The 26,899-nt window shown below is 75.0% G+C and carries 13 protein-coding genes; 7 read left to right on the forward strand and 6 right to left on the reverse strand.

The window, feature by feature from the left end; translation table 11 throughout:
• Positions 1 to 4 precede the first annotated feature (4 nt).
• Complete coding sequence (locus ABD160_RS07825; protein ID WP_344019921.1) at positions 5 to 565, forward strand: HD domain-containing protein; 561 nt, start codon at positions 5 to 7, stop codon at positions 563 to 565.
• A gap of 34 nt (positions 566 to 599) precedes the next feature.
• Here ABD160_RS07825 and ABD160_RS07830 read toward each other — a convergent pair whose 3' ends face one another.
• Positions 600 to 1,367: an AraC family transcriptional regulator gene (locus tag ABD160_RS07830; protein WP_344019923.1), complete on the reverse strand. Its 768-nt coding sequence runs from the start codon at positions 1,365 to 1,367 to the stop codon at positions 600 to 602.
• Positions 1,368 to 1,576: 209 nt separating this feature from the next.
• Here ABD160_RS07830 and ABD160_RS07835 point away from each other — a divergent pair, with 209 nt between their 5' ends.
• The 6 genes from ABD160_RS07835 (at position 1,577) to ABD160_RS07860 (ending at position 7,674) form a co-directional block, all read left to right on the forward strand.
• The gene (locus tag ABD160_RS07835) at positions 1,577 to 2,626 is read left to right on the forward strand and encodes an ABC transporter substrate-binding protein (RefSeq protein ID WP_344019925.1); all 1,050 of its coding nucleotides are present in this window, start codon (positions 1,577 to 1,579) and stop codon (positions 2,624 to 2,626) included.
• Between the two features lie 6 nt (positions 2,627 to 2,632).
• Positions 2,633 to 3,715 (forward strand): FecCD family ABC transporter permease, encoded by a 1,083-nt coding sequence (locus ABD160_RS07840; protein WP_344019927.1) that lies wholly within the window; start codon positions 2,633 to 2,635, stop codon positions 3,713 to 3,715.
• Positions 3,712 to 4,827 (forward strand): FecCD family ABC transporter permease, encoded by a 1,116-nt coding sequence (locus ABD160_RS07845; RefSeq protein ID WP_344019929.1) that lies wholly within the window; start codon positions 3,712 to 3,714, stop codon positions 4,825 to 4,827. Before ABD160_RS07840 ends, ABD160_RS07845 begins: the two co-directional genes overlap by 4 nt.
• A 20-nt stretch (positions 4,828 to 4,847) precedes the next feature.
• A complete protein-coding gene (locus ABD160_RS07850; RefSeq protein WP_344019931.1) occupies positions 4,848 to 5,714 on the forward strand; it encodes an ABC transporter ATP-binding protein in 867 nt (288 codons plus the stop codon).
• Complete coding sequence (locus ABD160_RS07855) at positions 5,711 to 6,544, forward strand: siderophore-interacting protein (protein WP_344019933.1); 834 nt, start codon at positions 5,711 to 5,713, stop codon at positions 6,542 to 6,544. Before ABD160_RS07850 ends, ABD160_RS07855 begins: the two co-directional genes overlap by 4 nt.
• 137 nt (positions 6,545 to 6,681) lie before the next feature.
• Positions 6,682 to 7,674 (forward strand): ABC transporter substrate-binding protein, encoded by a 993-nt coding sequence (locus ABD160_RS07860; protein ID WP_344019935.1) that lies wholly within the window; start codon positions 6,682 to 6,684, stop codon positions 7,672 to 7,674.
• On the opposite strand, the gene ABD160_RS07865 is transcribed toward ABD160_RS07860, so the two are convergent.
• The 5 genes from ABD160_RS07865 to ABD160_RS07885 form a co-directional block, all read right to left on the reverse strand.
• Positions 7,586 to 9,304 carry a (2,3-dihydroxybenzoyl)adenylate synthase gene (locus tag ABD160_RS07865; protein ID WP_344019937.1) on the reverse strand — a complete coding sequence of 573 codons (1,719 nt, stop codon included), beginning with the start codon at positions 9,302 to 9,304 and terminating at the stop codon, positions 7,586 to 7,588. The genes ABD160_RS07860 and ABD160_RS07865 overlap by 89 nt on opposite strands.
• Positions 9,301 to 10,641 carry a salicylate synthase gene (locus ABD160_RS07870; protein ID WP_344019939.1) on the reverse strand — a complete coding sequence of 447 codons (1,341 nt, stop codon included), beginning with the start codon at positions 10,639 to 10,641 and terminating at the stop codon, positions 9,301 to 9,303. The genes ABD160_RS07865 and ABD160_RS07870 overlap by 4 nt, the downstream gene beginning before the upstream one ends.
• Before the next feature lie 75 nt (positions 10,642 to 10,716).
• The gene (locus ABD160_RS07875) at positions 10,717 to 11,403 is read right to left on the reverse strand and encodes a formyltransferase family protein (RefSeq protein WP_344019941.1); all 687 of its coding nucleotides are present in this window, start codon (positions 11,401 to 11,403) and stop codon (positions 10,717 to 10,719) included.
• Positions 11,400 to 12,740 carry an MFS transporter gene (locus ABD160_RS07880; protein ID WP_344019943.1) on the reverse strand — a complete coding sequence of 447 codons (1,341 nt, stop codon included), beginning with the start codon at positions 12,738 to 12,740 and terminating at the stop codon, positions 11,400 to 11,402. Before ABD160_RS07880 ends, ABD160_RS07875 begins: the two co-directional genes overlap by 4 nt.
• Positions 12,740 to 26,869, reverse strand: coding sequence for an amino acid adenylation domain-containing protein (locus ABD160_RS07885; RefSeq protein ID WP_344019945.1), 14,130 nt, complete (start codon positions 26,867 to 26,869; stop codon positions 12,740 to 12,742). The genes ABD160_RS07880 and ABD160_RS07885 overlap by 1 nt, the downstream gene beginning before the upstream one ends.
• Between the last annotated feature and the right edge of the window lie 30 nt (positions 26,870 to 26,899).

Genomic DNA, 26,899 nt, shown 5'->3' on the forward strand with positions numbered 1-26,899 from the left:
TTCGATGCCAGACGAATCGGCGAGCATCGCAGCATTCGGCTACGAGCTCGGAGTGCTGAAGCGCATCCGCCGCGCCGGCTGGTGGCATGCAGGAGTGCGCGATCCCGAGTCCGTCGCCGAGCACACCGCGCGCGTCGCCCAGCTGGCCGCGCTGCTCGCGGCCGAGGAGGGCGCCGATCCCGGGCGGGCGTCGCTTCTCGCGATCTTCCACGACAGCCAGGAGGTGCGCACCGGGGACCTGCCCCCGACCGCCGGGCAGTACCTGGTGAAGCCGGATGCACGTGCCATCACCGCGGACCAGACCGCGTCCCTTCCGCCGGGCTCGAGGACCATGGTGCGGGCCGCCGTCGACGAGTACGAGAGCGGGGAGTCGCCGGAGTCCCGCTGCGCGCGGGACGCGGACAAGCTGGAGATGATCCTGCAGGCCGTGGAGTACCGGGACGTCGGTGTCGGCCGGGTCGACGGCTGGATCGACTCGGGCCGGAAGGCGCTGAGTACCGACACCGCCCGCCGGGTCGCCGAGGCGGCAGTGAACCTGTCGCCGCTGAGCTGGCGGGACCGGTAGCGGCGCCGCGGTCCGCCCGCCCGGACCGGCCGGGTCACCGCTCGACCCGGAACCGCTCGATGTACTGGCTCGGCGTCTCGCCGAAGTGCCCCTTGAACACCCGCCGGAACGCGCTGGTGTTCGCGTACCCCACCCGGCGGGCCACCGCGTCCGGCGTCGTCTGCGAGCGGAGCAGGATCGCCGCCGCCTCCATCCGGTTGCCGATCCGCCAGCGGCGCAGCGTCATGCCGGTCTCGGCGAGGAAGGCGCGCTCGATCGTCCTGGTGGAGGTGTGTGCGGACTCGGCGAGCTCGTCGACGGAGCGCTCGTCGCCCGGGTTGAACCGCAGCGCCTCGGCGACGACGAGCGCCGCGTCCGTCGTCGGCATCGGCAGCGACGTCGCCAGCACCGGCCGCTCCTCGATCAGGGCGAGGATCTGGCGCGCGATGTCCGTGCTGGGCCGGATGATGCTGTAGGTCGACTGGATGAAGGCCAGGAACAGCGTCCGCAGGTCACGGTCGGCATCGATGGTGGTCGGCTGATGTAGGGTCGTGGCGGTCTCCGCGACCTCGAAGAACATCGGGAGCAGGACCGAGTTCACGCACGTGGTGAACGCGTGCCGGGTACCGACCGGCAGCCAGAGGGCCTGGCCGACCCGGAGTCCCCGGGGCGCGCCGTCGACGGTGAAGTCGGAGCGGCCCCGCACCTGCCACAGCAGGACGTGCTTGTCGGTCTCGATGCGTTCGTCGATCGACACCGGCGGCACGTGGATGCGCCACGGCAGCCCGGCCCCGCCGGGATCGGCGTGATCCTGGTCGCTCATCACCCCGTCGTCGGGCGACCGCACAGCGTGGGACACCTCACCAGTGTCCGGCAGCGACACCCTCCAGCGCTGGATCTTGGCGGCAACTGCACACATCGTGTCGGAATCTGCACCCCACCCCATGTAGCGTTGCCTAACCTGACTGCTGTTGTCCGGGCACCCCGGATCACCCCGTTCCCCGGGCATCACTCACTCAGGAAAGGACGGTCATGGCCATCCCCATGTTCCGCCGCGGGCGGCGGAACGCCGTGCCCGCACTCGCAGTCGCCCTGCTGGTGGCGCTGGCCGGCTGCGCGAGCACCGGCAACGAGGACGCGGGCGGCGACACCGCCGCCGGCGGATCGGCGCTCCCCGCGGCCGAGGGCACCACGCAGTACCCGCTCACGCTCACGACCTGGGCCGGCGAGACGACGCTGCAGGAACGCCCGGAGCGCGTCGCCGTGATCGGGTTCTCCCCCAACCTGGACGCGCTCGAGGCGCTCGGGGTCACCCCGGTCTACACGATGGCCGAGGAGACCGAGTGGCCGTGGCGCAGCCAGGAGTGGTTCTCCGGGATCGAGACGCGGGACACCGCCACCCGCCGCGACCCGATCAACTTCGAGGGCATCGCCGCGACCGAGCCCGACCTGATCATCGCCACCAACTTCGTCCAGGACGAGGTGGCCTTCGAGCGGCTCAGCTCGATCGCCCCGGTGCTGGAGAACCCCGAGCAGGTCGCCGGTGACCAGATCTCCTGGCAGGAGACGCAGCGCATGATCGGCCGCGCGCTGGACCTCCCGGCAGCCGCCGACACGGTGATCACCGAGGCCGAGCAGGCCGTCACCGCCGCGGCCGAGGAGCACCCGGAGTACGCCGGGCGGACGATCACGATCGCCACCGACTACACCCAGTCCGGCATCGACTACTACACCGTCGCCGGTGGCACCGCGGAGCGCATCGTGACCGCGATGGGCTTCGCCCCGAACCCGCTGGCCGAGCAGTTCGTCGCCGACGCGAGCGTGGCCGACGAACAGGTCGGGCAGCTCGACGGCGACGTGCTGGTCATGTTCTACAACGACGCGCCCGGCCGGGAGGCGCGCGAGAGCGCGCCGCTGTTCCAGGCCCTACCGGCGGTCGCCGGGGGCCGCTACGTCGGCGTCACCATCGACGAGCCGGGCAGCGAGCTGACCTGGGTGCTGCGCCGCGGGGCCAGCGCGACGAGCCTCCCGTGGGCGGCCGACGAGCTGACGACGCGGATCGACGGGCTCGACCTCGGCTGATCGGCAGTGACCATCAGCTCCAGGTTCCGGTGGACGGCCGGGCGGGACGACGACCCCGCCCGGCCGTCCGCCGGGGCGTCCGCCGGGGTGTCGCTGTACCGGCGCCGGGCCGTCGGGCTCGGCGCCATCGTCGTCGCGCTCGCGCTCACCGTGCTGCTGTCGCTGGCGCACGGCGCGAACCCGGTCGGCTACGACCAGGTGTGGTCGGCGCTGTGGTCCCGGGACGGCTCCGAGGCGTCGATCATCGTGTGGACCGAGCGGTGGCCCCGCACGGTCGTCGCGCTGTTCGTGGGTGCCGCGCTCGGCGTCGCCGGCGCACTGATCCAGGCGCTCACCCGCAACCCGCTGGCCGAGCCCGGCATCCTCGGCGTCAACGCGGGCGCCGGGTTCGCCGTCACCCTCGGCGCCGGGGTGTTCGGCCTGACGAGCATCACCGGGTACCTGTGGTTCGCCTTCCTCGGCGCCGCGGTGACCACGGTCGTCGTGTTCGTCATCGGCTCGGCAGGCGGCGGGACCGCCTCGCCGGTCACCCTGGTGCTCGCCGGGGTGGCGCTCGGCGCGGTGCTCAACGGCTTCTCGACCTTCCTCACCCTGATCGACCCGGAGACCTTCCGCGCGTTCCGCAACTGGGGGCTGGGCTCGATCGACCGCACCGGGCTGGCCGACACGCTGCTCGTCGCCCCCTTCCTGATCGCCGGTCTGATCGGTGCCGTGGCGCTGGCCGGTGCGCTGAACTCGATCGCGCTCGGCGACGACCTGGCCACGTCGCTCGGGACGAAGGTGGCCAGGGCCCGGGTGCTCGGCATCGTCGTGATCACCCTGCTCGCCGGCGGTGCGACCGCGCTGACCGGCGGGATCGCGTTCGTCGGGCTGATGGTGCCGCACGTGGTGCGCTGGTTCGTCGGGCCGGACCAGCGGTGGATCATCGCCTACTCGGCGCTCGCCGCCCCGGTGCTGGTGCTCGTCGCCGACGTGCTGGGCCGGGTGATCGCCCGCCCCGGCGAGATCGAGGTCGGCATCGTCACCGCGATCATCGGCGCGCCGGTGCTGATCGCGCTGGTCCGCCGGAGGGAGGCGAGCGGCCTGTGACCCGCACCCGGCCCGACGTCCCGGACCCCGGGACCGCAGGCACCGGCGAGCCGGTCGACTTCGGCTATCCGCTGCGCACCGTCCGCACCCCGCTGTTCTCCGGCCGGATCGGACTGCGGCTGGTCGGGGTCTCGGCGGCGCTGCTCACCCTCGCACTCGGGACCTCGGTGCTCGCGCTCGGCCTGGGCGACTACCGGCTCGGCGTCGGCGAGGTCGCCCGCGCCCTGGTCGGCGGCGGGGAGCGCTTCCACCGCACGATCGTGCTCGAGTGGCGGTTGCCGGTGGTCACGGCCGCGCTCGTGTTCGGCGCGCTGCTGGGCGTCGGCGGGGCGATCTTCCAGTCGCTCACCCGCAATCCGCTCGGCTCGCCGGACGTGATCGGCTTCGACGCCGGCTCCTACACCGGCGTGGCGCTGACCGTCCTGGTGTTCGGCGCCGGCGGCTACTGGAACGTCGCGGCCGCCGCGCTGGCCGGCGGGCTGGTCACCGCGCTGGCGGTGTACCTGCTGGCCTACCGGGGCGGCATCGCCGGGTTCCGGCTGATCGTCGTCGGGATCGCGATCGCGGCCATGCTGCACTCCGCCAACGCCTACCTCATCACCCGCGCCGACGTCGAGGAGGCGCTGACCGTCGGCTTCTGGGCCGCCGGCTCGATCGCGAACATCACCTGGTCGTCGATGCTGCCCTCGCTGGGCATCGCCGCGGTGATCGTGGCCGCCGCCGTCGTGCTGTCGCCGTCGCTGCGACGCCTCGAGCTGGGTGACGACGCCGCCGTCACCCAGGGCACCCGGGTCGGCACGGCCAGGCTGTCGCTGCTGGTCGTCGGGGTGGCGACGACGGCGCTGGTGACCGCGGCGGCCGGCCCGATCGCGTTCATCGCGCTGGCCGCACCGCAGATCGCCCGCCGGCTGAGCCGCACCGCGGGCGTCAGCACGCTGTCCGCCGCCTGCACCGGCGCGGCCCTGCTGGCCGGCGCGCACCTGCTCTCCCTGGTGATCGCCGCGGTGTACCGGGTCGTCCCGGTCGGGCTCCTCACGGTCTGCCTGGGCGGCATCTACCTGATCTGGCTGCTGGTGCACGAGGCCCGCCGGCAGTACGGCACCCATCCATGAGCGGGAACGGGAGACCCCCGATGACCAGCACGACCTCCGGGAACACCGACACCGCCGGGGCCGGCGCGCCTGCCGGGCCCGGCGCGGCACGGATCGTCACCCGGGACGCCACGATCGGCTACCGGCGCCGCGTCGTCGCCGAACATCTCTCCGTCGAGGTACCCGACCGGTCGTTCACCGCGATCATCGGCCCCAACGGCTGCGGCAAGTCCACCGTGCTGCGGGCGCTGTCCCGGATCCTGCCGCCGATCTCGGGCGAGGTGCTCCTCGACGGCCGGGCGATCGCCGGGTACCCGGCCAAGGAGGCCGCCCGCCTGCTCGGCCTGCTGCCGCAGAGCTCGCCGGCCCCGGACGGCATCCGGGTCGCCGACCTGGTCGCCCGCGGCCGCGCGCCCTACCAGAACCTGTTCCACCAGTGGCGTCCCTCCGACGAGGCCGCGGTGCGTGACGCGCTCGCCGCGACCCGGCTCACCGAGCTGTCCGGCCGACTGATCGGCGAGCTGTCCGGCGGTCAGCGGCAGCGGGTCCGGGTGGCGATGCTGCTGGCCCAGGACACCCCGATCATGCTGCTGGACGAGCCGACCACGTTCCTCGACATCGCCCACCAGTACGAGCTGATGGAGTTGTTCCGCACCCTGCACGCCGACGGCCGGACGATCGTGGCGGTGCTGCACGATCTCAACCAGGCCGCCCGCTACGCCGACCACCTGATCGTCATGCGGGGCGGCCGGGTCGTGACCACCGGCCCGCCGCAGGCGGTGATCACCGCCGAGCTGATCGAGGAGGTCTTCGGGCTCCGCTGCCTCGTCGTCCCCGATCCGGTCACCGGCACCCCCACCGTGGTGCCGCTCGATCCCCGCACCCCGACCACCGGAGGAACCCGATGACCGCTCCCGGACGCCGGACCCGCAGGCCCCAGATCGTGCTGGAGGTGCTCGAGCGCGTGCAGCTCTCGCCGCACCTGGTGCGCATCGTGGCAGGCGGGCCGGCCCTGGCCGACGCCGCCGAGAGTGCCGCGAAGGGACACACCGACACCTACACCAAGATGCTGTTCCGGCCGGCCGGCTCGGATCTCGTCCCGCCCTACGACCTGGCCGCGCTGCGCGAGCGGCTGCCGGTCGAGCAGCTCCCCTCGACCCGGACCTACACGATCCGGCGCTTCGACCTCGCGGCCGAGCGGATCTGGATCGACTTCGTCGTGCACGGCGACGCCGGGATCGCCGGGCCGTGGGCGGCATCCGCGCAGCCGGGCGATCCGGTGGTCCTCGGCGGGATCGGCAGCGGCTACGCCCCCGACCCGGGCGCCGACCGGCACCTGCTGGCCGGGGACGAGGCGGCGCTGCCGGCGATCGCGTCGGCGCTGGAGGCGATGCCCGCCGACGCGCGCGGGACGGCGCTGATCGAGGTCGGCACCGCGGCCGACGAGCTCGACCTGGTCGCGCCGGACGGGATCGAGGTGCGGTGGCTGCACCGCGGCGGCGCCGGGGCCGGCACGAGCACGGTGCTCGTCGACGCGGTCCGCGCGCTGGACCGGCCGGCCGGGGACGTGCAGGTCTTCGCGCACGGCGAGCGCGGGGCGATGAAGGCGCTGCGGCCGTACCTGACCGACGAGTGCGGGATCGACCGGTCCCGGCTGTCGCTGTCGGCGTACTGGGCGCACGGCCGCGGCGAGGACGCGTTCCAGTCCGAGAAGCGCGAGCCGATCGGCCAGGTCTGACGCCGGCGCCGGTGCGCACCGGGGGTGGGCGCCGGCGTGCCGTCCGGGGGTGGACCGCTGCGCCGGGGAGCGGCCGACCGTGACGGCGGTCGCGTCACCGGCGGGAACCCCGGCATCCGCCCCGACGACCACTGGGCGTGTCGACCCGCACCGATCCGCTCCGCCGCCTCCCGCTCCCCGCCGTCCTGGTGGCCGTCGTGCTCCTTCTGCTCGCCGGGTGCGCCGGCGCGCCGGCTCCGGCGGAGCCGTCCGGCGACGCGGCGTTCCCGGTGACCGTGGAACACGCCTACGGCGCGACGACGCTCCCGGCGCGACCGCAGCGGGTGGTCGCGCTGGGCACCAACGACGTCGCCGTCGCCCGGGCCGTCGGGGCGGACGTCGTGGGTGGCCTGGAGAATGCCGGCGAGTCCCGCCCGCAGGCCCCGTACCTGGAGCCGTTCCCGGACGGCGTGCTGACGATCAGCGAGCTGGAGCCGTTGCCGCTGGAGCGGATCGCGGCGTTCCGGCCGGACGTGATCCTGGCCGTCTCGTCGTACCTGGTCACCGACCGCGCCGCGTACGAGCAGCTGAGCGCGATCGCGCCGACCGTCATGTACCGGACGTCGCTGTTCGGTTCCCCGATGCAGGACGACGCCCGGCAGATCGGCGTCGCACTCGGCGAGACGGAGCGGGTCGAGGAGCTGATCGCCCGGGCCGACGAGGCCGTCGCGGCGGTGCGCGCCGAGGCGCCCGGGCTGCCCGGCCGCACGGTCCTCGTCGGGCAGGCCCGGGGCGACGTGCTGCCGGTGATCGTCGGCGAGCCCAACCAGGCGACGACGCTGCTGGGCGCGCTCGGCCTGGAGCCGCCCGCGTCGTTCACCGAACGGCCGCCGTCGGGTGCCGAGATCGCCCCCGGCACGGTCGGGCTGTCCTACGAGGAGGCGGGCCGGCTGGCCGAGGCCGATCTGGTGATCATGAGCTTCCCGACGGCGGCCGACCGGGCCCGGTTCGAGGCCAGCCCGGTCGTCGCGCAGGCCCTGTCCGGGGTGACCTACCTGCCGATCACCCTGGACCAGGCGATCGCGCTGCAGGCCCCGAGCGTGGTGTCGGTCGGCTGGCTGCTGGACACGCTAGGCGCGCGCACCTGGTGACCGGCGCCCCGGCGAGCTGCTCCCCCAGCGCCCGTTTGTCGATCTTCCCGACGGCGGTGAGCGGCAGCTCGTCGCGGACCACGACCTTGTCCGGTGACATGAACCGGGCGAGTCCGCGGGCGGTCAGGAACTCCCGGATCGCGCGCCGCTTCGGTGCGACCGCGCCGCGGGCCGGGACGATCGCGGCGCATACCGCCTCGCCGAGGTCGTCGTCCGGGATCGCGAGCACGGCGGCGCCCGCGATGTCCGGATGCGCCAGGAGGTGCTCCTCCAGCTCGGTGGCGGCCACGTTCTCGCCGCCGCGGTTGATGACGTCCTTAATCCGGCCCTCGACGACCAGGTGCCCGGTCGGGAGCAGCCGCACCAGGTCGCCGGTGCGGTAGTAGCCGTCCGGGGTGAACGACGTCGCGTCGTGCTCGCGGGCCCGGTAGTAGCCGCGCAGCGTGTAGGGGCCGCGGGTCCACAGCTCGCCGACGGCGCCGTCCGGCACGTCGTCGCCGGTCCGGTCGTCGACCACCCGGATCTCGTCGGCCGGGCTGAGCGGCCGGCCCTGGCTGACCGCGACGACGTCGTCGGGATCGTCGAGCCGGGTGAAGTTGAGCAGCCCCTCGGCCATCCCGAAGACCTGCTGCACGGTGGCGTCCAGCTCGGGACGGACCCGGCGGGCGAGCGTCTCGTCGCACTTCGCGCCACCGACCTGGACCAGCCGCAGCGTGGACAGGCCCCACCGGCCGCGGCCGCCGCCGGCGAGATCGGTCCACAGCCGCAGCAGCGGCGGGACCATCGCGGTGACGGTGACCCCTTCGGCGTCGACCAGGTCGAGCGTGACGTCCGGGCTGGGTGCGGGGGCGAGCACCACGGTGCCGCCCACCCCGAGGGTGCCCAGCAGGCCCGGGCAGGCCAGCGGGAAGTTGTGCGCGAGCGGCAGGCAGGCGAGGTAGACGTCGTCGGCGGTCAGCCCGCAGACCTCGGCGGAGGCCCGCGCGTTGTAGGCGTAGTCGCGGTGGGTGCGCGGGATCAGCTTCGGCTTGCCGGTGGTGCCGCCGGACACGAGCAGCACCGCGACCTGCCCGGGATCGGGCTCCGGCAGCGGCTCGGCGGTCCCGGCGGGCAGCCCGGCGAGCGCGGTGGTGCCCGGGACCGGTTCGCCGTCGACGAGCAGATGCCGCAGCGACGGGACGGCGCCCGCCACGGCGAGCGCGAGCTCCCGGTGGTCGAACCCGTCGACGACGTCCGGGCCGACGTAGCCGACGGCGCCGGACAACGCGGCGAGGTGCTCGATCTCGGCCTGCCGGTGCGCGGGCAGGGTCAGCACCGGTACGGCGCCGGCCCGCAGCAGCCCGAACAGGGTGACCGCGAATTCGGCGACGTTGGGCAGGTGCACCACGACGCGGTCGCCCACGCCGATCCCGAGTGCCCGCAGCGACCGGGCCCGGTCGCCGGCGGCGCGATCGAGACCGGCGTAGGTGAGCCGGGTCGGTCCGGCGACGACGGCGACGGCGTCGCCGTACCGGGCGGCCCACCGGGCGAGCAGGTCGCCCAGGGTGTCGTCGCCCCAGTGGCCCGCACGCCGGTAGCGCTGCTCCGCCTCGGCGGGCCAGCCGATCGCACCGTCGATCAGGTCGGTCACGGCGACTCCTCCCCCACCAGGAAGCGGCTGACGCTGCGCAGCTTCTCCCGGGTCTCCTCCAGCTCGCGTTCCGGTGTGGACGCCCCGACGATCCCGGCGCCGGCCCGCAGCCAGGTGCGGCCGCCGCCCCGGTAGACGGCCCGCAGCACCAGGGCCGCGTCGAGCGCGCCGGTGTGGTCGACGGTGAGCACCGCCCCGCTGTAGAGCCCGCGCGGCCCCTCGTGCCTGCTGATCGCCGCGCAGGCCGGTGCCTTCGGCAGGCCGGACGCGGTGACCGCGGGGAACAGCCGGGCCAGCGCGTCCCAGCCGGTGGCGCCGGGCCGCAGCCGGCCGCGCACCCGGGACGCGAGGTGCTGCACGCTGCCCCGCTCGACGACCCGCATGAACTCCTCGACGACGACGTCGGCCGGGTCGCTCACCGCGGTCACCTCGTCCTGGGCGATCTGCACCGAGACGGCGTGCTCGTAGATCTCCTTGGGGTCGCTGAGCAGCTCGTCGGACAGCGCGGCGTCGTGTCCCGGCTCCCCGGACCGGGCCCGGGTACCGGCCAGCGGCTGGGTCGAGAAGGTGCCGTCCGCGGCGACCTCGACCACCGTCTCCGGGCTGAACCCGGCCGCCTCGAGACCGCCCAGACGCAGCAGGAACGAGCGGGCGGGCGTGTTGTGCGCCCGGCCGAACCGGTAGGTCGAGGGCAGGTCGATGGCATCGGTGACGGGCACCGTGCGGGACAGGATGACCTTGCGGAAGCGGTCCCGGCCGATCTCGGCGACGGCCTCGGCGACGGACCGGGTGTAGGCGTCGGCGCCGGCGGACTCGTCGACGGTCGCCGTCCGTCCGGGCGTGGGATCCGGCCGGCCGGCGGGGGCGCCGAGCAGCGCGGCCCGCCAGGCACCGGCGACACCCGGGTCGGCCGTGTCGATCTCGGTGCCGCCGGGGTGCAGATGTGCCCGGTGCCGGGGCAGCAGCAGGTGCAGCAGGGTGCCGGTGCCCTCCGGCAGCGGCACCCCGTGCAGCAGGTGCGAGAGCTCGAACGACGCCCAGCCGAACGCCTGCCACCGGGCGTCGCCGAGCGCGGCCAGTGCGGCCGCGACCTGGTCGAGCGGACGGTCCCCGAGCGGCTCGTGCCGGGTGCCGGCGTCGGAGGTGACGGTGAGGCCGTCCGCGGTGAGGACCAGCTCGGCGGCGGTCCCGGCGGCGAGGAACACGTCGTCGCCGCGTTCGTAGAGCACGTAGGGATCGTCGGGTGGCACCTGGCGGGCGATCGCGGTGGCGGCGGCGATGCGGTCGCTCGCGCGTTCCGCGACGACGGCGGGGGCCGGGTCGGTGGCTGTGGACATCGGGGATCTCCTTCGGCGGGCGGTCGCGCCCCGGGCATGCGGTGGACGGATGGTGAGGGGTGTCGCCGGTCCGCCTCAGCTGCCCCAGGCGGTCGCCGCGTCGGGGTAGTAGTCGGAGAACATGCCCAGGTCGGTGGCCTGTTCGTAGCGCGGGTGCGCGCGCATCCCGGCCAGTGCGATGCCCTGCTCCAGGCCGTAGTAGCCGGGTTCGCCGCCGGGCCGGCGGGCCGGTCCGGCGGTCCCGTCGACGACCGGGCCGAGGTTCTCGGTGAAGGCGCGGTGCGCGGCCTCGACGAGATCGGTGAGCACGTCCTCCAGGACGGCGTCCGGCTCGACCGGGAACTCCACCTGCGCCAGCACGGGCCCGGTGTCGATGCCGTCGTCGATCTCGTGCAGGGTCGCGGCGAACGAGGTCTCGCCGTGCAGCACCGCGTAGGCGGCGGTGACCGGCGGGAGCCCGCGGTAGGACGGCAGCGGGCCGCCGTGCACGTTGAGCAGCCGCAGGCCCGAGGCCAGCATCTTCTCCCGGAGCAGGAACGGGTTGTCGATCGACCACAGCAGCCCGTCGGTGCAGCGCTGCGCGAGCTCACCGGCGAGCTCGTCGAGCTCGCGGCCGCTGCGGATCCGGCGGGCCCGGTCCGGATCGAACCCGGCGGGCGGGGTGGTCCGCGGGCCGTGGCAGACCAGGTCCACCGGGTGCCCGCCGTCCTGGGCGTGCCGGACCGCGCGCCACAGCAGCGCGCCGTCGCCGACGAAGATCATCGTTCCTCCTCGATGGATGCGCGGGTGACCCGGCGCAGCGGCCCGAGCAGCAGCCCGGTCACCGCCGCGAGCAGCCCCGTCACGGTGTTGTAGAACCAGAGCGCGTCGCCGTCGCCGACCAGCGCGCCGACGAAGCCGGCGACGACCGCGCCGATCGCGGCACCGGTCATGGCCTGGGCGGCGAACAGGCTGTTCACCCGGCCCAGCAGCGCGTCCGGGGTGCGGAGCTGCAGCAGCGTGTAGCGCAGCACCTCCTCGATCGCGTTGGTCGCACCGGCGGCGACCAGCGCCGCGAGCACCAGCGCGACCGTGGGTGCCGCTCCGGCCAGCGCGTAGCAGGCGTAGCAGGCGACCATCAGGACCAGCAGCAGCCGGCCGGGCCGCGGACTGCGGCGGACCCAGCCGCTGCCGAGCGAGCCGAGCACGACACCGGCGGCGAGTGCCGAGTACATCAGGCCGACGACCGTCGACGACCCGCCGAACCGCGCCTCGACGAACGCCGGGACCAGGACGAACGAGCCGCCGCCGAACATCCCGACCAGGCCGGCGACCATCACGCCGAGCACCACCGGCTCGCGGACCGCGAACCGGGCGCCGGTGCGCAGCGCCCGCAGCGGGCTCTCCGCCGGCGCCGGCCCGGTGTCGCCCGCTCCGTCACCGGCCGGCCCGGTGTCCCCGGTGCCGGCCGGCTCCGGGGCGGGTGCCGCGCCCGGGTGTGCCGGCTCGGCCGGAGCCGCGCGACCCTGCCCGGGTGGCGGCGCCACCATCAGCAGCACCCAGGTGAGCAGCGCGGCGAGCGCGCCTGCCGCGTAGTTCCAGGCGGCCGAGGCGAGCGCGAACACGATGCCGCCGACCGCCGGCGCGATCACCGCGCCCAGCCGCAGCGAGACCGTGTTCAGCGCGCCGACCGCGTGCAGCTTCGACCGGTCCACGATGGACGGTGTGACCGCCAGCATCGCGGTGATGCAGGTGGCCCCGGACAACCCGTTCGCGGCGACCAGCGCGGCGGTCAGCGGGGTGGACCCGATCCAGGCGGCGTTGACCGCGAGCCCGGCGAACGTGCTGCCGCTGATGATCCAGGTGACCCGGACCAGCAGCCAGCGGTCGATCCGGTCGGCGAGCACCCCGCCGCCCAGGTAGCCGGCGACGAAGGCGATCGACTCGATGGCCGTCACCAGGCCGACGACCGGGGTGGATCCGGTGCGCGCGTACACCTCCAGCGGCACGGTGACGGCCACGATGCCGACCCCGAACAGCAGGATCGTGCGGGCGACGAACAGGTTGCGGAAGGTGCGGTCGTCGCGCAGCGGGCTGACGTCGACGAGCAGCGACGCCATCAGTGCTCCCCCGCCCAGCCGGTGAGGACCTCGACCCAGCGGTCGGCGATCCGGGCGACGGTGCCGCCGTCCAGCACGCCGCCGGGGTGGCTGAAGGTGGTCTCCAGGACCGGCCCGTCCGGGGTGTCCCGCAGGGTCGCGTCGACGACCAGGCTGTGCCCGGCGCGCACGTCCGGCGCCGGGCCGATCCGCACCGCGTCCTGCTCCGGGGCGAGCTCCCAGCCGCCGTCACCGTCCGCCGCGGGCCGGGGCGCGCGGCCGAGCCAGTTCAGCGAGACCTCGGCCCCGGGGCCGGTGAGCTGCGACGGGCCGTCGGCCGGGTGGCGCAGCAGGCCCCAGCCCAGACCGTGCCCGGGGAGCGCGGTCACGGCGTCCCGGGCCCGACCGATCGCGGCGCCCGGCTCGGGGATCGCGGCGCCGGGGGTGCCGCGCACGGCGACCGGTGCGAGCACGGTGAAGCAGCCGACCGTGCGGGCCAGGTCGATGTCGTCGCCGAGCTGCTCGGCGCGGCCGTGGTGTTCGAGATCGACCAGCAGCGGCCCGGCCGGACCGGTCACGGTGAGCGCCTCGCCGAGCGCGGCCAGCAGCACCGCCTCGGCGCCTGCGCCGGCCCGCCGGGCGGTCCCGGTGACGGCGTCGCCCGGGCAGGTCACCGTGGTGCGCGCGACCGTGCCGTGGGTGTCCCGGGCGTCCCGGGGACGGCGCACCGGCAGCGGTGCCGCCGCGGCGAGCGTGTCCCGCCAGAACCCGGCCTCGGCCCGGACCTGCGGGCTCGCGCCGTGCTCGCGCAGCCGGTCGGCGAACTCGGCGAAGCCGGTCGACTCGGGTGCCGGTCCGGTGCCGTTGCCCGCTGTGCCGTGGCCCGCTGTGCCGTGGCTCGAGATGTCCTCGGCCAGGACCCGCCAGGACGTTCCGTCGACGGCGAGATGGTGCGCGACGACGGCCAGCCGCCCGGGCTCGGTCCCGCGGTCGAACCAGACGAGCCGGAGCATCCCGGCGGGTCCGGCGTCGAGCTCCGCGACCGCGGCCGTGGTCGCGTCGGTGAGCAGCCGGGTGAGCGCGCCGCCGCTGGCGCCGGTCGCGTCGATCCGGCGGACCTGCGCTTCCGGGCCGGTCGCGCCGGGCGGTGCGGTGCGCAGCCCGGTCCAGCTCCCGTCCGCGGCGGTCACCAGCTCCGAGCGCAGCGTCGGGTGCCGGCGGGTGAGGGACCCGGCGAGTGCGGTCAGGTCGTCCGGGCCGAACCCGGGCGGCGTGCTGAGGAGCACGGCCTGACCGCGTCCGGCGACCGGGCCGCCGAGCGACTCCAGCCAGGACATGACCGGTGTCGGTGCGGCGAGCCCGGGCGCGGCCGCCGGGACACCGGTCCCGGCGACCGGAGCCGGGGTCGCTGCGTCGTCGAGCCCGGCGGCGAGCGCGGCGACGGTGCCGGTGGCCAGCAGGTCCCGCACCCGCAGCTCGATGCCGGCCCGCCGGGCGCTGTTGGTGATCTCGATGGCGCTGAGGCTGTCCCCGCCGATGGCGAAGAAGTCGTCGTCGACGCCGACGGTGTCCAGGCCCAGCACCTCGGCGACGATCGCGCAGAGCCGGGTCTCCAGCGGGGTGCCCGGCGGGCGGGAGACCCGTCCGGCGAGCGGCGCCGGTTCCGGCAGTGCGGCGGTGTCCAGCTTGCCGTTGACGGTCAGCGGCAGCTCGTCGACCACCGCCCACAGGGTCGGGACCATGTAGTCGGGCAGCACCCGGGCCACGGTGTCCCGCACGCTCTCCGGCGCCGCGGTGCCGACCAGGTAGGCGGCCAGCCGCTTGGTCGTCCCGGCGGTGCGGGTGACGACGGCGGACCGGGCGACGCCGGGCGCCGAGTCGAGCGCGGTCTCGATCTCGGCGGGCTCCACCCGGTAACCCCGGATCTTCAGCTGGTCATCACCACGGCCCAGGAAGTCCAGATTCCCGTCCGCCCGACGACGCACCAGATCACCCGTGCGATACATCCGACCACCCGCCGACCACGGATCAGCCACGAACCGCTCCGCCGTCAACGCCGCCCGGCCCAGATAACCCCGCGCCAGACCCGCACCCGACACATACAACTCACCCACCACACCGTCGGGCACCGGCCGCAGCCAGCCGTCCAACACATGCGCCACCGTGTTCGTGATCGCCGAACCCACCGTCGACGTCACACTCTCACTCGTCCCCGCACCCAACGTGTTGATCGTGTACTCCGTCGGGCCGTACAGGTTGTACCCCCACGTCCCCTCCGCGTCCCGCAGCCGCGACCACACCGACTCCGGCACCGCCTCCCCACCCAACAACACCAACGGCGGCACATGCGCCCCGTCCAACAAACCCGCAGCAAACAAATGATGCGCATACGTCGGCGTCACATTCACCACATCCACCGCATGCTCAGCGCAATACCCGACCAGCCGCTCCGCATCCCGCCGCAACTGCTCATCACACACATGCACCTCATGCCCCTCGACCAGCCACAGGAGCTCCTCCCACGACATATCGAACGCAAAAGACACCGTGTGCGCCACCCGCAACACCCGACCACCCGCAGCCGCCACCGTCGGCGCAAAAATCTCCCGCCGATGATTCACCTGCATATTCGTCAAACCACCAAAAGGCGTCACCACACCCTTCGGCCGCCCCGTCGACCCCGACGTGAAAATCACATACGCCGGATGCCCCAAACGCCCCGCCGCGCCCGGCACGAACCCACCCAACTCCGCAGCCGACAACGGCCCACCCGACACACCGTCGAACACACCCGGCTCGTCGAGCACAACACACTCCACCGCAGCCCCAGCAGCCCCACCGAAACGCGACACCACCGACGACTCCGTCACCAACAACACAGCACCCGACGCCGCCAGAATCTCCGCCAACCGCTCATTTGGATGATCCAACTCCAACGGCACATACGCCGCCCCCGCCCGCAACACCGCAAACAACGCCACCACATTCTCCACAGAACGCGGCAACCCCAACGCCACCACCGACTCCGGCCCCACACCCCGCACACGCAACACCCGCGCCAACCGCGAAATCTGCGCATCCAACTCAGCAAAAGTCAGCCGCGACTCCCCCGACACCAACGCAACCCGATCCGGACACAACGCCGCCCGCTCCGACAACAACTCCGCCACCGTCACGTCCGGGACGTCGGTGATGCCGGCGGCGATCCGGGCCGCCGAGTCGGCGTGGTCGGCCGGGCCGAGCACGTCGATCGACCCGACCGGGCGGGCCGGGTCGTCGGCGAAGGCCCGCAGCACGGCGACCATCCGGTCGGCGAACCGGGCCACGGTGTCCGCGTCGAACAGGTCGGTGGAGTACTCGACGACCCCGGAGAGCAGCTCCGGGGTGTCCTGGAAGTTGAACGAGGCGTCGAACTTCGCGGTGCCGGTGCGGACGACGTCGGCGCTCGCGCGCACGCCGTCCAGCTGCGGGGTCAGCGCGTTCGCGTCGCCGCCCAGGCAGACCAGCATGACCTGGAACAGCGGGCTGCGGCCGGGTGCCCGCTCGGGTGCCAGCGCCGCGACGACGTCGGAGAACGGCACGTCGGCGCGGTCGTAGGCGTCGAGGTCGGTGCCGCGGACCGCACGCAGGAGCTCGCCGACGGTGTGGTCCGGTCGCACGTCGGCGCGCAGCGCGAGGGTGTTGAGGAAGTAGCCCACGGCGTCGTCGAGGGCCGGATCGAACCGGGTCGAGATCGGGGTGCCGACGACGACGTCGGAGGAACCCGTGTGCCGGGACAGCAGCACCGCCAGCGCGGCGTGCAGCAGCATGAACACCGTGATGTCGTGCGACCGGGCGAGCCGGTGCAGCTCGGTGGTCAGCTCGGGGCCGATCTCGATCGGGACGGCGTCACCGGCGCCGCTCGGGACGGTGGGCCGCGGACGGTCGGTGGGCAGTGTGGTCTGTACCGGGGCGCCGTCCAGGGTGGTCCGCCAGAACTCCAGCTGGGCCGCCGCGGAGGTGTCGGAGCCGTCGGCGAGGCACTCGCGCTGCCAGGCCGCGAAGTCGGCGTACCGGATCTGCGGTGCGGGCAGCGAGGACGGGGCGTCCGGCCCGGTCCGCAGCCGGGCCCGGTAGGCGTGCTGCAGGTCGTCGATCAGTGGCCGCCAGGACCACTCGTCGACGGCGATGTGGTGCAGCACCGCGACCAGGACGTGCTCCTCGGCGCCGAGCTCGAACAGGGTGACCCGGGCCGGGATCTCGGTGCCGAGATCGAACGGGCGCCGCACCTCGGCGTCGATGCGTGCGTCGAGCTCGTCACGGCCGACCGGTTCGACCGTGACGACCGACGCCGGGGCGGTGTCGACCACCCTCGCGGTGTCGTCCGGGTAGACGGTCCGCAGCACCTCGTGCCGCTCGAGGACGTCGAGCCAGGCGGCGCGCAGCGCGTCGGTGTCGAGCGGGCCGCGCAGGCGCAGCACCCCGGGCACGTTGTAGACCGGGCTCGGGCCGCCGACCCTCGACAGGGCCAGCATCTGGCGCTGACCGGCCGAGATCTCCCGCCCGGCGCCGTCGCGCCGCAGCGGTTGCAGGGCGGGGCGGGCCGCGGCGGACCGGCTGCCGTAGGGGGCGAGCCGGCTGACGGTGCGGGCCTCGAAGACGTGCCGGGGCCGGATCCTGATCCCGGCTCTGCGGGCCCGGTTCGCCAGGGCCAGCGCCGAGATGCTGTCGCCGCCGAGATCGAAGAAGTCGTCGTCGGGATCGACGGCGTCGGCACCGACGACCTCCGCGACGATCGAGCAGAGGGTCTCCTCCAGCGGGGTGCGCGGGGCGCGCCCGCCGGAGCGGCGCAGCGCCGACGGCTCGGGCAGGGCGGCGACGTCGAGCTTGCCGTTGACGGTCAGCGGCAGCTCGTCGACCACCGCCCACAGGGTCGGGACCATGTAGTCGGGCAGTGCCCGGGCGACGACGTCGCGGGCGGCCTCGGGGGTGGCGGTGCCGACCAGGTAGGCGGCGAGCCGGCGCTGTCCGGGGACCTCCGGATGCGGGCGGGCGACGACGGCGGCCTGCTCGATCCCGTCGGCCCCGGCCAGGGCGGTCTCGATCTCGGCGGGCTCCACCCGGTAACCCCGGATCTTCAGCTGGTCATCACCACGGCCCAGGAAGTCCAGATTCCCGTCCGCCCGACGACGCACCAGATCACCCGTGCGATACATCCGACCACCCGCCGACCACGGGTCGGCCACGAACCGCTCCGCGGTCAGGCCCGGCCGACCCAGATAGCCGCGGGCGAGACCGTCACCCGCGATGTACAGCTCACCGACCACACCGTCGGGCACCGGCCGCAGCCAGCCGTCCAGGACGTGCGCCGTCGTGTTCGTGATCGCGGTGCCGACGGTGGAGGTATCGCTCCCGTTCGTCCCGGCACCCAGGGTGTTGATCGTGTACTCGGTCGGACCGTACAGGTTGTAACCCCACGTGCCCTCGGTGTCCCGCAGCCGCGACCACACCGACTCCGGCACGGCCTCGCCCCCGAGCAACACCAGCGGCGGGACGTGCGGGCCGTCGAGCAGACCCGCGGCGAACAGGTGGTGAGCGTAGGTGGGGGTCACGTTCACGACGTCGATCACGTGCTCGGCGCAGTACCCGACCAGCCGTTCGGCGTCCCGGCGCAGCTGCTCGTCACACACGTGCACCTCATGACCCTCCACCAGCCAGAGCAGCTCCTCCCACGACATGTCGAACGCGAACGACACCGTGTGCGCCACACGCAACACCCGACCACCCGCAGCCTCGACCGTCGGCGCGAAGATCTCCCGACGATGGTTGACCTGCATGTTCGTCAACCCACCGAACGCAGTCACCACACCCTTCGGCCGCCCCGTCGACCCCGACGTGAAGATCACATACGCGGGATGGTCCAACCGCCCCGGCGTCCCCGGCACGAACCCACCCAGCTCCCCCGCCGTCAGCGGAGAGCCCGGGACCCCGTCGAACAGACCCGGCTCGTCGAGCACGACCTGCTCCACCGCCGCCCCACCGAACCGCGACGCCACCGACGACTCCGTCACCAGCAACACCGCACCCGACGCCACCAGGATCTCCGCCAACCGCCCGTCCGGGTGATCCAGCTCCAACGGCACGTACGCCGCCCCCACCCGCAACACCGCGAACAACGCCACCACATTGCCCACCGACCGCGGCAACCCCAGCGCGACCACCGACTCCGGCCCTACACCCCGCGAACGCAACACCCGCGCCAAACGCGAGATCTGCGCATCCAGCTCGGCGAAGGTCAGGCGGGACTCCCCCGCGACGAGTGCCGTCCGATCCGGACACAACACCGCCCGCTCCGACAACAACTCCGCGACCGTGGCGTCCGGGACCGGGGCCGCGGTGGCGTCGGCCGGCGCCGGGGTGCCCAGGTCGATCGCGGCGAGCGGCCGGTCCGGTGCGGCGGTGAACGCGTCGAGCACCTGCACGAAGCGCTCCATCAGGGACCGGGCGGTGCCGGTGTCGATCGCCTCCGGGCGGTGGTCGACGGTCAGCTCCATGTCGTCGAACGGGTTGACCGCGAACGACAGCGGGAAGTGCGAGTCGTCGAGGGTCTCGACGTCGGCCATGCCGTGCCGCCCGGCGGCCTCGGCGAACGCGTCCCAGGCGTTGCGCAGGGTGAACAGCGTGTCGAACAACCGCGGCCGCTCGGTGGCCTGCTGGATCCGGCCGAGGCCGAGGTACTCGTGCCCGATCAGCCCGGCGCGCTCGCGGCCCAGCCGGCGCAGCACGTCGGCGCCGGTGTCGGCCGGGGCGAGCCGGACCCGCACCGGGACCGTGTTGAGGAACAGCCCGACGGCGTGCTCGACGCCCGGGAGCTCGTCCGGGGCGAGGGCCATCGGGGTGCCGATCACCACGTCGTCCCCGCCGGTGGCGTGCCCGAGCACCACCCCGAGCGCACCGATCAGGACGGTGTTGACGGTGACCCCGTGCCCGGCGGCGACCGCCCGGACCCGGTCCGACAGCGCGCGGCCGAGGCGGGTCCCGATCCGGCGCGACGGCTCGGTGAAGGCGGGCTGCCCGTCCCCGGCGACCAGGGTCGGACCGGCCAGGTCCGCGTAGGCCGCGGCCCACGCCGCGCTGGATTCCTTCTCGTCCTGTTCGGACGTCCAGCGCAGGAAGTCGTCGTAGCCGGGGGCGGCCGGGGGCTCGCCGCCGTCGTACAGGGTGAGGAGCCGGTCGGCCACCCGCATCGCGGACGCGCCGTCGAACAGCTGGAAGTGGTTGGTCAGCACCAGCTGGTCGCGGCCGCCGGGCAGGTGCACCAGCAGCAGCCGGAACAGTGGCGGCGCATCCAGCCCGATCGGACGGGCCCGCTCGGCCTCGACCAGGGTGCGGGCCTCCTCGGCGGAAGCGGCGATGTGCTCGCGGATCGCCGGGTGCTCCACCTCGTCGCGGACCACCTGGACCGGGCGGCCCCGGTCGTCGACGGTGAACCCGACGCGCAGCAGCGGTGTGCCCGCGGTCAGCCGGGTCAGCGCGTCGGTCAGCCGGTCCCGGTCGAGCACCCGGTCCAGGGTGAACATGGTCTGCAGGATGTAGACGCCGGTCGCGCCGGTGTCGTAGACCGACTGGAAGTACAGGCCCTCCTGCAGCGGCGACAGCGGCCACACGTCGGTCGCGGTGCCGCCGACCCGGTCGCCGAGCGCGGCGACGTCGGCGGGGCCGAGGCCGAGCAGGTCGCGCAGCGGACCACCGGTGCCGTGCGCGGCCCCGTCCGCCGGTGCGGCGGTGACCGGACCGGAGACCCGGGCGATCCCGGCGGGCGTCCGGTGCGCGAAGAGGTGCGCGGTCAGCACGTCGAGCCCGGCGTCGCGGACGGCGCGCACCACCCGGGTCGCGAGGATGCTGTCGCCGCCGAGCGCGAAGAAGTCGTCGTCCGGCCCGACCGTTCCCGAGCCCAGGACCTGCGCGAACACCTCGCACAGCAGCTGCTCGGCCGGACCGTCGGGAGCCCGGCCCGCGACGGCGGCGCCGCCCCCGAAGTCCGGCTCCGGCAGCGCGCGCCGGTCGAGCTTGCCGTTGACGGTCAGCGGCAGCCGGTCCAGCACGACGATCGCGGCCGGCACCATGTAGCCGGGCAGCGTCGCCCCGAGTGCCTCACGCAGCGCGGCCGGTTCGGTGTCCGGCCCGGCGCCGCCGGGCACCACGTACCCGACGAGCCTGCGGTCCGCCGGATCGGCGCCGGTGTGCACCCGGGTGACCGCCTGGGCGATCCCGGGCAGCGCACGCAGCGCGGTGTCGATCTCGCCCAGCTCCACCCGGTAGCCGCGGATCTTGACCTGCTCGTCGGCGCGACCGGCGAACGCCAGCTCGCCGGCCCGGTCGAACCGGGCGAGATCACCGGAGCGGTAGAGCCGGGTGCCGGGCGGCCCGTACGGGTCCGCGAGGAACCGGGCCGCGGTCAGATCGGGCCGGTCGGCATAGCCCTGCGCGAGCTGCGCCCCGGCCACGTGGATCTCGCCGACGACGCCGGCCGGTACCGGGCGCAGCCGCCGGTCGAGCAGCCGCACCGCGAGCCCGGCGAGCGGGCCGCCGACCGGGCTCGACGGGCGATCGAGATCGGCGGCGCCGATCTCCCGGTAGGTGGTGTGCACGGTCGTCTCGGTGATGCCGTAGAGGTTGGCCAGCACCGGCGTGCCCGGCGCGTGCCGGGCGCACCAGTCGCGCAGCAGCCGCGGCTCCAGCGCCTCCCCGGCGAACACGACGTAGCGCAGGCCGGCGGCGGCGGCCGGATCGGCGGGCTCGGCGACGGCCAGCGGCCCGAACGCCGACGGGGTCTGGCTGAGCACGCTGATCCGCTCGGACCGGATCAGCTCCCACATCCGCTCCGGGGCGCGGGCGGTGTCGCCGTCGACGACGACCACCGTCGCGCCGGTCGCGACCGCGGCCCACAGCTCGAACACCGACACGTCGAACGCGACCGAGTGGAACAGCGAGAACACGTCGTCACCGGTGACGTCCATCCCGCCGACAGGGCCGACGGTGGCCGCGAGCAGCGACAGCACCGCGGCGTGCGGGACCTCGACGCCCTTGGGGCGCCCGGTCGATCCGGAGGTGTAGACGACGTAGGCGGGCTGTGCCGGCGGCACGTCCACCGGGGTGCGCAGCGGCGGCACCGGCGCGGACCGGTCCACCGCCACCACCGGCGCCCCCAGCCCGGTCACCGTGTCCGGGGTGGCGGCGGTGGCCAGCAGGCAGCGCGGCGCGGCGTCGCCGACGATCATGGCGAGCCGGTGTGCCGGGGCGTCGACGTCGAGCGGTACGTAGGTGGCGCCGGCGCGCAGCGCGCCCAGAACCGCGACGACCATGTCCGCGCTGCGCGGGACGCCGACGGCCACCCGGTCGCCGGGGCGGACGCCCTCGGCGACCAGCGTCGCGGCGAGCCGCCCGGCGCGGTCGTCGAGCTCGGCCCAGGTGAGCCGGTCGGTCCCGGCGACCAGCGCCGGGTGGTCCGGGCGGGCCGCCGCGGTCGCCGCGAACAGCGCCGGGAGGGTGCCGGTGCCGGTGACCGGCTCCGGGAGCTCCGGACCGGGCTCGCCCAGCCGCAGCTGGGACAGCCGCACGCCGGGCGACGAGGCGACCAGCTCCAGCACCCGGACCAGCCGGTCCAGGACCGCGTCGATCGTCGCGGCGTCGAACAGGTCGGTGGCGTACTCCACGATCGCACCGAGGCGCACGGCGCCGTCGTCGGTGCCGGACTCGTGGAACGCGAAGGTGGCGTCGAACTTGGCCGAGCCGGTGCCGGTGGGCCGGACCAGGGTGCGGGCGCCGTCGAGCTCCAGCTCGCTGCGGTCCGGGTCGGTGCGCAGGTAGAGCAGCTCCACCTGGAACAGCGGCGACGCCGCGGACCGCTCCGGTGCGATCCGCTCGACGACGCGGTCGAAGGCGATGTCGGCGTGTTCCAGCGCGGCCAGGTCGGCGGTCCGGGCCCGCTCCAGCACCTGTGCCAGGGTCGGGTCGCCGTGCAGGTCCAGCCGCAGCGCGAGGGTGCTCAGCGCGAACCCGACGACGTCCTCCGCGCCGGCGTGCCGGCGCGCGGAGGACGGGGTGCCGATCACGACGGTGTCCGGGGACCCGTCGCCGGGATCGCGGTCGGCGTCGGCGTGCGCGTCCAGCAGCACCGCGAGCGCGGCGTGCAGCAGCATGAACATGCTGACCCGGTGCCGTTCGGCGGCCGCGGTCAGCGCCCCGGCCAGCTCCGGACCGAGCTCGATCCGGGTCTCGGCGCCGCGGCCGCTCGGGAGCTCCGGGCGCGGCCGGTCGGCGGGCAGCGTCGTCACCGGCGGCGCCCCGGCGAGGGTGTCCGCCCAGAAGTCCAGCAGGCGGGTCGCTTCGGCGGTGGGCGCGCCGGGCGGGCCGACCAGCTCGTCCTGCCAGGCCGCGACGTCGGACCAGCGCAGCTCCGGTTCGGGCAGCTCCGGCTCGGTACCGGCGCGGCGGGCCCGGTAGGCGGTGCCGAGATCGGCGAGCAGCACCCGCACCGACCACTCGTCGACGGCGATGTGGTGGCAGACCAGCCCGATCCGGTGCCGGTCCGGCCCGGTCCGCAGCACCTCGGCGCGGATCGGCAGCTCCCGCTCCAGATCGAAGCGGTGCCGGGCGAGGGCGTCGATCCCGGCGCCGGGCGTGGCGTCGCCGCCGGTGCCGGAGGTGAACCCGACGTGCGGTTCGAGCGCACCGGGCGGGTGGACGCGCGCGGTCACCGCGCCGTCGGTGTCCTCGCCGTAGGTGGTGCGCAGCGCCTCGTGCCTGCCGACCACGTCGGCCAGCGCGGACCGGAACGCCTCGACGTCGAACGGGCCCTCGACCGTCCACCCGCGGGGCACGTTGTAGGCCGCGCCGGGGCCCTGCATCCGGTACAGCGTCCACATCTGCCGCTGCGCGGGCGAGATGACCGGCGCCGCCCCGGCCGGGCGGCGCACCGGTCCGCCCGCCGCCCGGCTCCGGCCGGACAGCACCGCCGCGAGCCCGGCGACGGTCGGGTGCGCGAACACGTCGGGCACGGTGACCGGGGCGCCGAGCCGCTGCTGGATCCGGTTGGCCAGGCGCAGCGCGGACAGCGAGTGCCCGCCGAGCGCGAAGAAGTCGTCGTCCACCCCGACGGTGGGGCGGTCGAGCAGCTCGGCGAACAGCCCGCACAGGGCGCGCTCGCGGTCGTCGCGCGGCGGCCGGGACGGCGCCTGCGCGGGACCGGGTGCGGGCAGCGCCCGCTTGTCGATCTTGCCGCCGGGGGTGCGCGGCAGCTCCGGGAGGACGACCATTGCGGCCGGCACGAACTGGCCGGGCAGCAGCTGCGCGACGGCCGCGCGCAGGTCCTGCGGTGCGGCCGCGTCCGGGCCGGTGACCAGGTAGGCGACCAGCGACGGGCCGTCGGCGAGATCGCGGGCGACGACCACCGCCGACCGGACACCGGGCTGCGCGACGAGCACCGCCTCCACCTCGCCGGGCTCGACCCGGACGCCGCGGACGGTGACCTGGTCGTCGGCCCTGCCGAGCAGCTCGAACCGGCCGTCCGGGGTGCGGCGGGCCAGGTCCCCGGTGCGGTAGAGCCGCGCGCCGGGCCGGGCCGGGTCGGCGACGAACCGGGCGGCGGTCTCGGCGGGGCGCCCGGCGTACCCGCGGGCCACCTGCTCGCCGCCGACGTACAGCTCGCCGGTCACCCCGTCCGGGACGGGGGCGAGGAACCGGTCCAGCAGGACGGCCGAGCTGCCGGGCACGACGTGCCCCGCGGTGACCGGCTCGGCGCCGGCGATCTCACCCGCGAGCACGTCCCCGGCGACCTCGGACGAGCCGTAGGAGTTCACGACGACCGAGCCCGGCGCCCACGCCCTGGCGGCCGCGACGACCGCGGCGGACAGCGGCTCGCCGGAGCAGATCCAGCGTCGCACCGCGACCGGCCCCGGGGTCTCGGCGAGCGCCGACACCAGCGAGGGCACCGCGGTGACCTGGGCGACCGGCTGGTCGCGCAGCAGCCGGGCCAGCGCGCCGGGATCGGTCGCGGTGGCGTCGTCGGCGAGCAGCACGCGGGCCCCGCCGGCCAGTGCTGCGAGCAGCTCGGTGAGGCCGTCGATGAACGCGATCGAGCTCTTCGCCGGGCGGACGTCGCCGGGCTCGACCGGCCAGGCGCGGGCCGCCCAGTCCAGGCGGCGGGCCAGGCCCCGGTGCGTGCCGAGCACGCCCTTCGGGGCGCCGGTAGATCCGGAGGTGTGGATCAGGTAGGCGGCCTGGCCGGGGTGCGGCGGCGGCAGCGGGCGGTCCGGCTCCGCGCCGGTCAGCCCGGCCAGGTCGGTCACCTCGGCCGTGCCGGGGACCTCGCCCGGCGCACCGGTGATCACCAGGGCGGGCGCGGCGTCGTCGAGCACGTACCGGATCCGCGCCGCCGGGTAGCCCGGATCGACCGGGACCAGCACCGCGCCGGAACGCAGCACGCCGAGCACGGCGACCACGAGATCGGTGGTGCGCGGCAGCAGCACGGCGACCCGGTCCTCCGCCCCGACGCCGCGGGCGCGCAGGCCGGCGGCGACCCGGTCGGCGAGACCGTCCAGCTCGGCGACGGTCAGCTGCACCGGCTCCCGGCCGGGCGCCGGTGCCCCGACCAGCGCGACCTCCCCGTCCCGGCCGGCCGGGCCGAGCGCCCGAGCGGGGCTCCACCGGGGCTCCCCGTCGACGGCCGTCGCCGGCCGCTGCGCGGGGCGGGCCGCGAAGACCTCGGCCAGCCGCCGGTCCGGATCGGCCGCGGCGGCCTCGATCAGCGCCTCCAGCTCGGCCAGCAGGGTGCCGACGACCGGGGCCGTCAGGCTCGCCGCGGCGTAGGTGGCCTCCACGTCGAAGCCGTCGTCGGTGAGGAACACCTCCAGCGCCAGCGGGTGCTGGGCGGTGCCGTTGTCGGTGCGCAGCCAGCTGGTCGTGGTCCCGGGCAGCCGCGGCCCGTGCAGCTTCTGGGTGAGGAACAGCAGCTGCGCCTCGAACAGCGAGCGGTCCCGGCCGGACGCCGACGGGTTCAGCTGCTCGACGAGCCGGTCGTAGGGGTGGTTCTGGTGCGCGAAGCCCTCGGCCGCGACCTCCGCGACCCGCGCGGTGAGGGTCCGCACCGTGTCGTCGCGGTGCACCGCGGAGCGCAGCACCACCAGGTTGCCGAAGTTGCCGACCAGCTCGGTGCTGCCGCCGTCCTCCCGGTTCACCACGGCCGTCCCGACGGCCACGTCGCCGGTGTCGCCGATCCGGCTCAGCACGGCGGTGTAGCAGGCGAGCAGCACGGTGTACGGCGTCGTCCGCAGCCCGGCGGCCAGCTCCCGGACCGCCCGGGCGGCCGCCGCGGAGAACCGGCGGTCCACCCGGGCGCCCTGCTCGACGCCCGCCGCGACGTCCTCGGCGGGCAGCCGGTCGAACAGCGCAGGCACCGGCTCGGCCAGCCGCTCCCGCCAGAACGCGGCGTCGGCGGGCCGGTCGTCGGCCGTCCAGGCCCGCTGCTCGGCGTCGGCGAGATCGGCGACCTGGCGGGGCGGGACCGGCGGGGTCACCGGACCGGCCGACGCCTGCCGGTAGAAGGTCTCGAGGTCCCGGGAGATCGCGGCGAAGGTGAGCCCGTCCCAGGCGATGTGGTGCACCTGCAGCAGCACCGTCGTGCGCTCCGGGCCCTCCACGACGACGACCACCCGCAGCGCGGAGTCCGCGGCCAGGTCGTAGGGCTGCGACGCCCGGTCGCGGGCCAGCGCCCGCACCCGGTCCCGCACCGCGGCGGGCTCCCCACCGGTGAGATCGACGACCTCCCACGGGAAGCCGAGCGCGCTGTGCACCCGTTGGAACGGCTCGCCGTCGTCGCCGGCGTGGTAGGTCGTGCGCAGCACCTCGTGCCGGGCCACCAGCGCGTCGAACGCGATCCGCAGCGCCTGCCGGTCGAGCTCGCCGTCGAAGGTCAGCTCGATGCACAGGTTGAACGCGGTGCTGCCGGGCACGATCTGGTGGTGCAGCCACATCCGGCGCTGCGCGAACGACAGCGGGAACTCGGTCCGACCAGCACGGCGCGCCCCGTCGCCGGGTTCGTCGCGGCGCAGGCCCGCCTCGGCCAGGCGCCGGGCGATCAGTGCGCGCTTGCGCTCGTCGAGACTGGTCATCGTGCGGGCCTCCGGTGTCCCCTCGCGGGA

Origin of the sequence: Pseudonocardia kongjuensis, from assembly GCF_039526905.1 — a bacterium.
In the GTDB taxonomy this organism is placed as follows: domain Bacteria; phylum Actinomycetota; class Actinomycetes; order Mycobacteriales; family Pseudonocardiaceae; genus Pseudonocardia; species Pseudonocardia kongjuensis.

Coding starts and splice junctions, on each gene's coding strand:
- ABD160_RS07850 (WP_344019931.1), top strand. CDS start 4,848: ATGACCAGCACGACCTCCGGGAACACCGACACCGCCGGGGCCGGCGCG.
- ABD160_RS07835 (WP_344019925.1), top strand. CDS start 1,577: ATGGCCATCCCCATGTTCCGCCGCGGGCGGCGGAACGCCGTGCCCGCA.
- ABD160_RS07830 (WP_344019923.1), bottom strand. CDS start 1,367: ATGAGCGACCAGGATCACGCCGATCCCGGCGGGGCCGGGCTGCCGTGG.
- ABD160_RS07880 (WP_344019943.1), bottom strand. CDS start 12,740: ATGGCGTCGCTGCTCGTCGACGTCAGCCCGCTGCGCGACGACCGCACC.
- ABD160_RS07825 (WP_344019921.1), top strand. CDS start 5: ATGCCAGACGAATCGGCGAGCATCGCAGCATTCGGCTACGAGCTCGGA.
- ABD160_RS07870 (WP_344019939.1), bottom strand. CDS start 10,641: ATGTCCACAGCCACCGACCCGGCCCCCGCCGTCGTCGCGGAACGCGCG.
- ABD160_RS07885 (WP_344019945.1), bottom strand. CDS start 26,869: ATGACCAGTCTCGACGAGCGCAAGCGCGCACTGATCGCCCGGCGCCTG.
- ABD160_RS07855 (WP_344019933.1), top strand. CDS start 5,711: ATGACCGCTCCCGGACGCCGGACCCGCAGGCCCCAGATCGTGCTGGAG.
- ABD160_RS07875 (WP_344019941.1), bottom strand. CDS start 11,403: ATGATCTTCGTCGGCGACGGCGCGCTGCTGTGGCGCGCGGTCCGGCAC.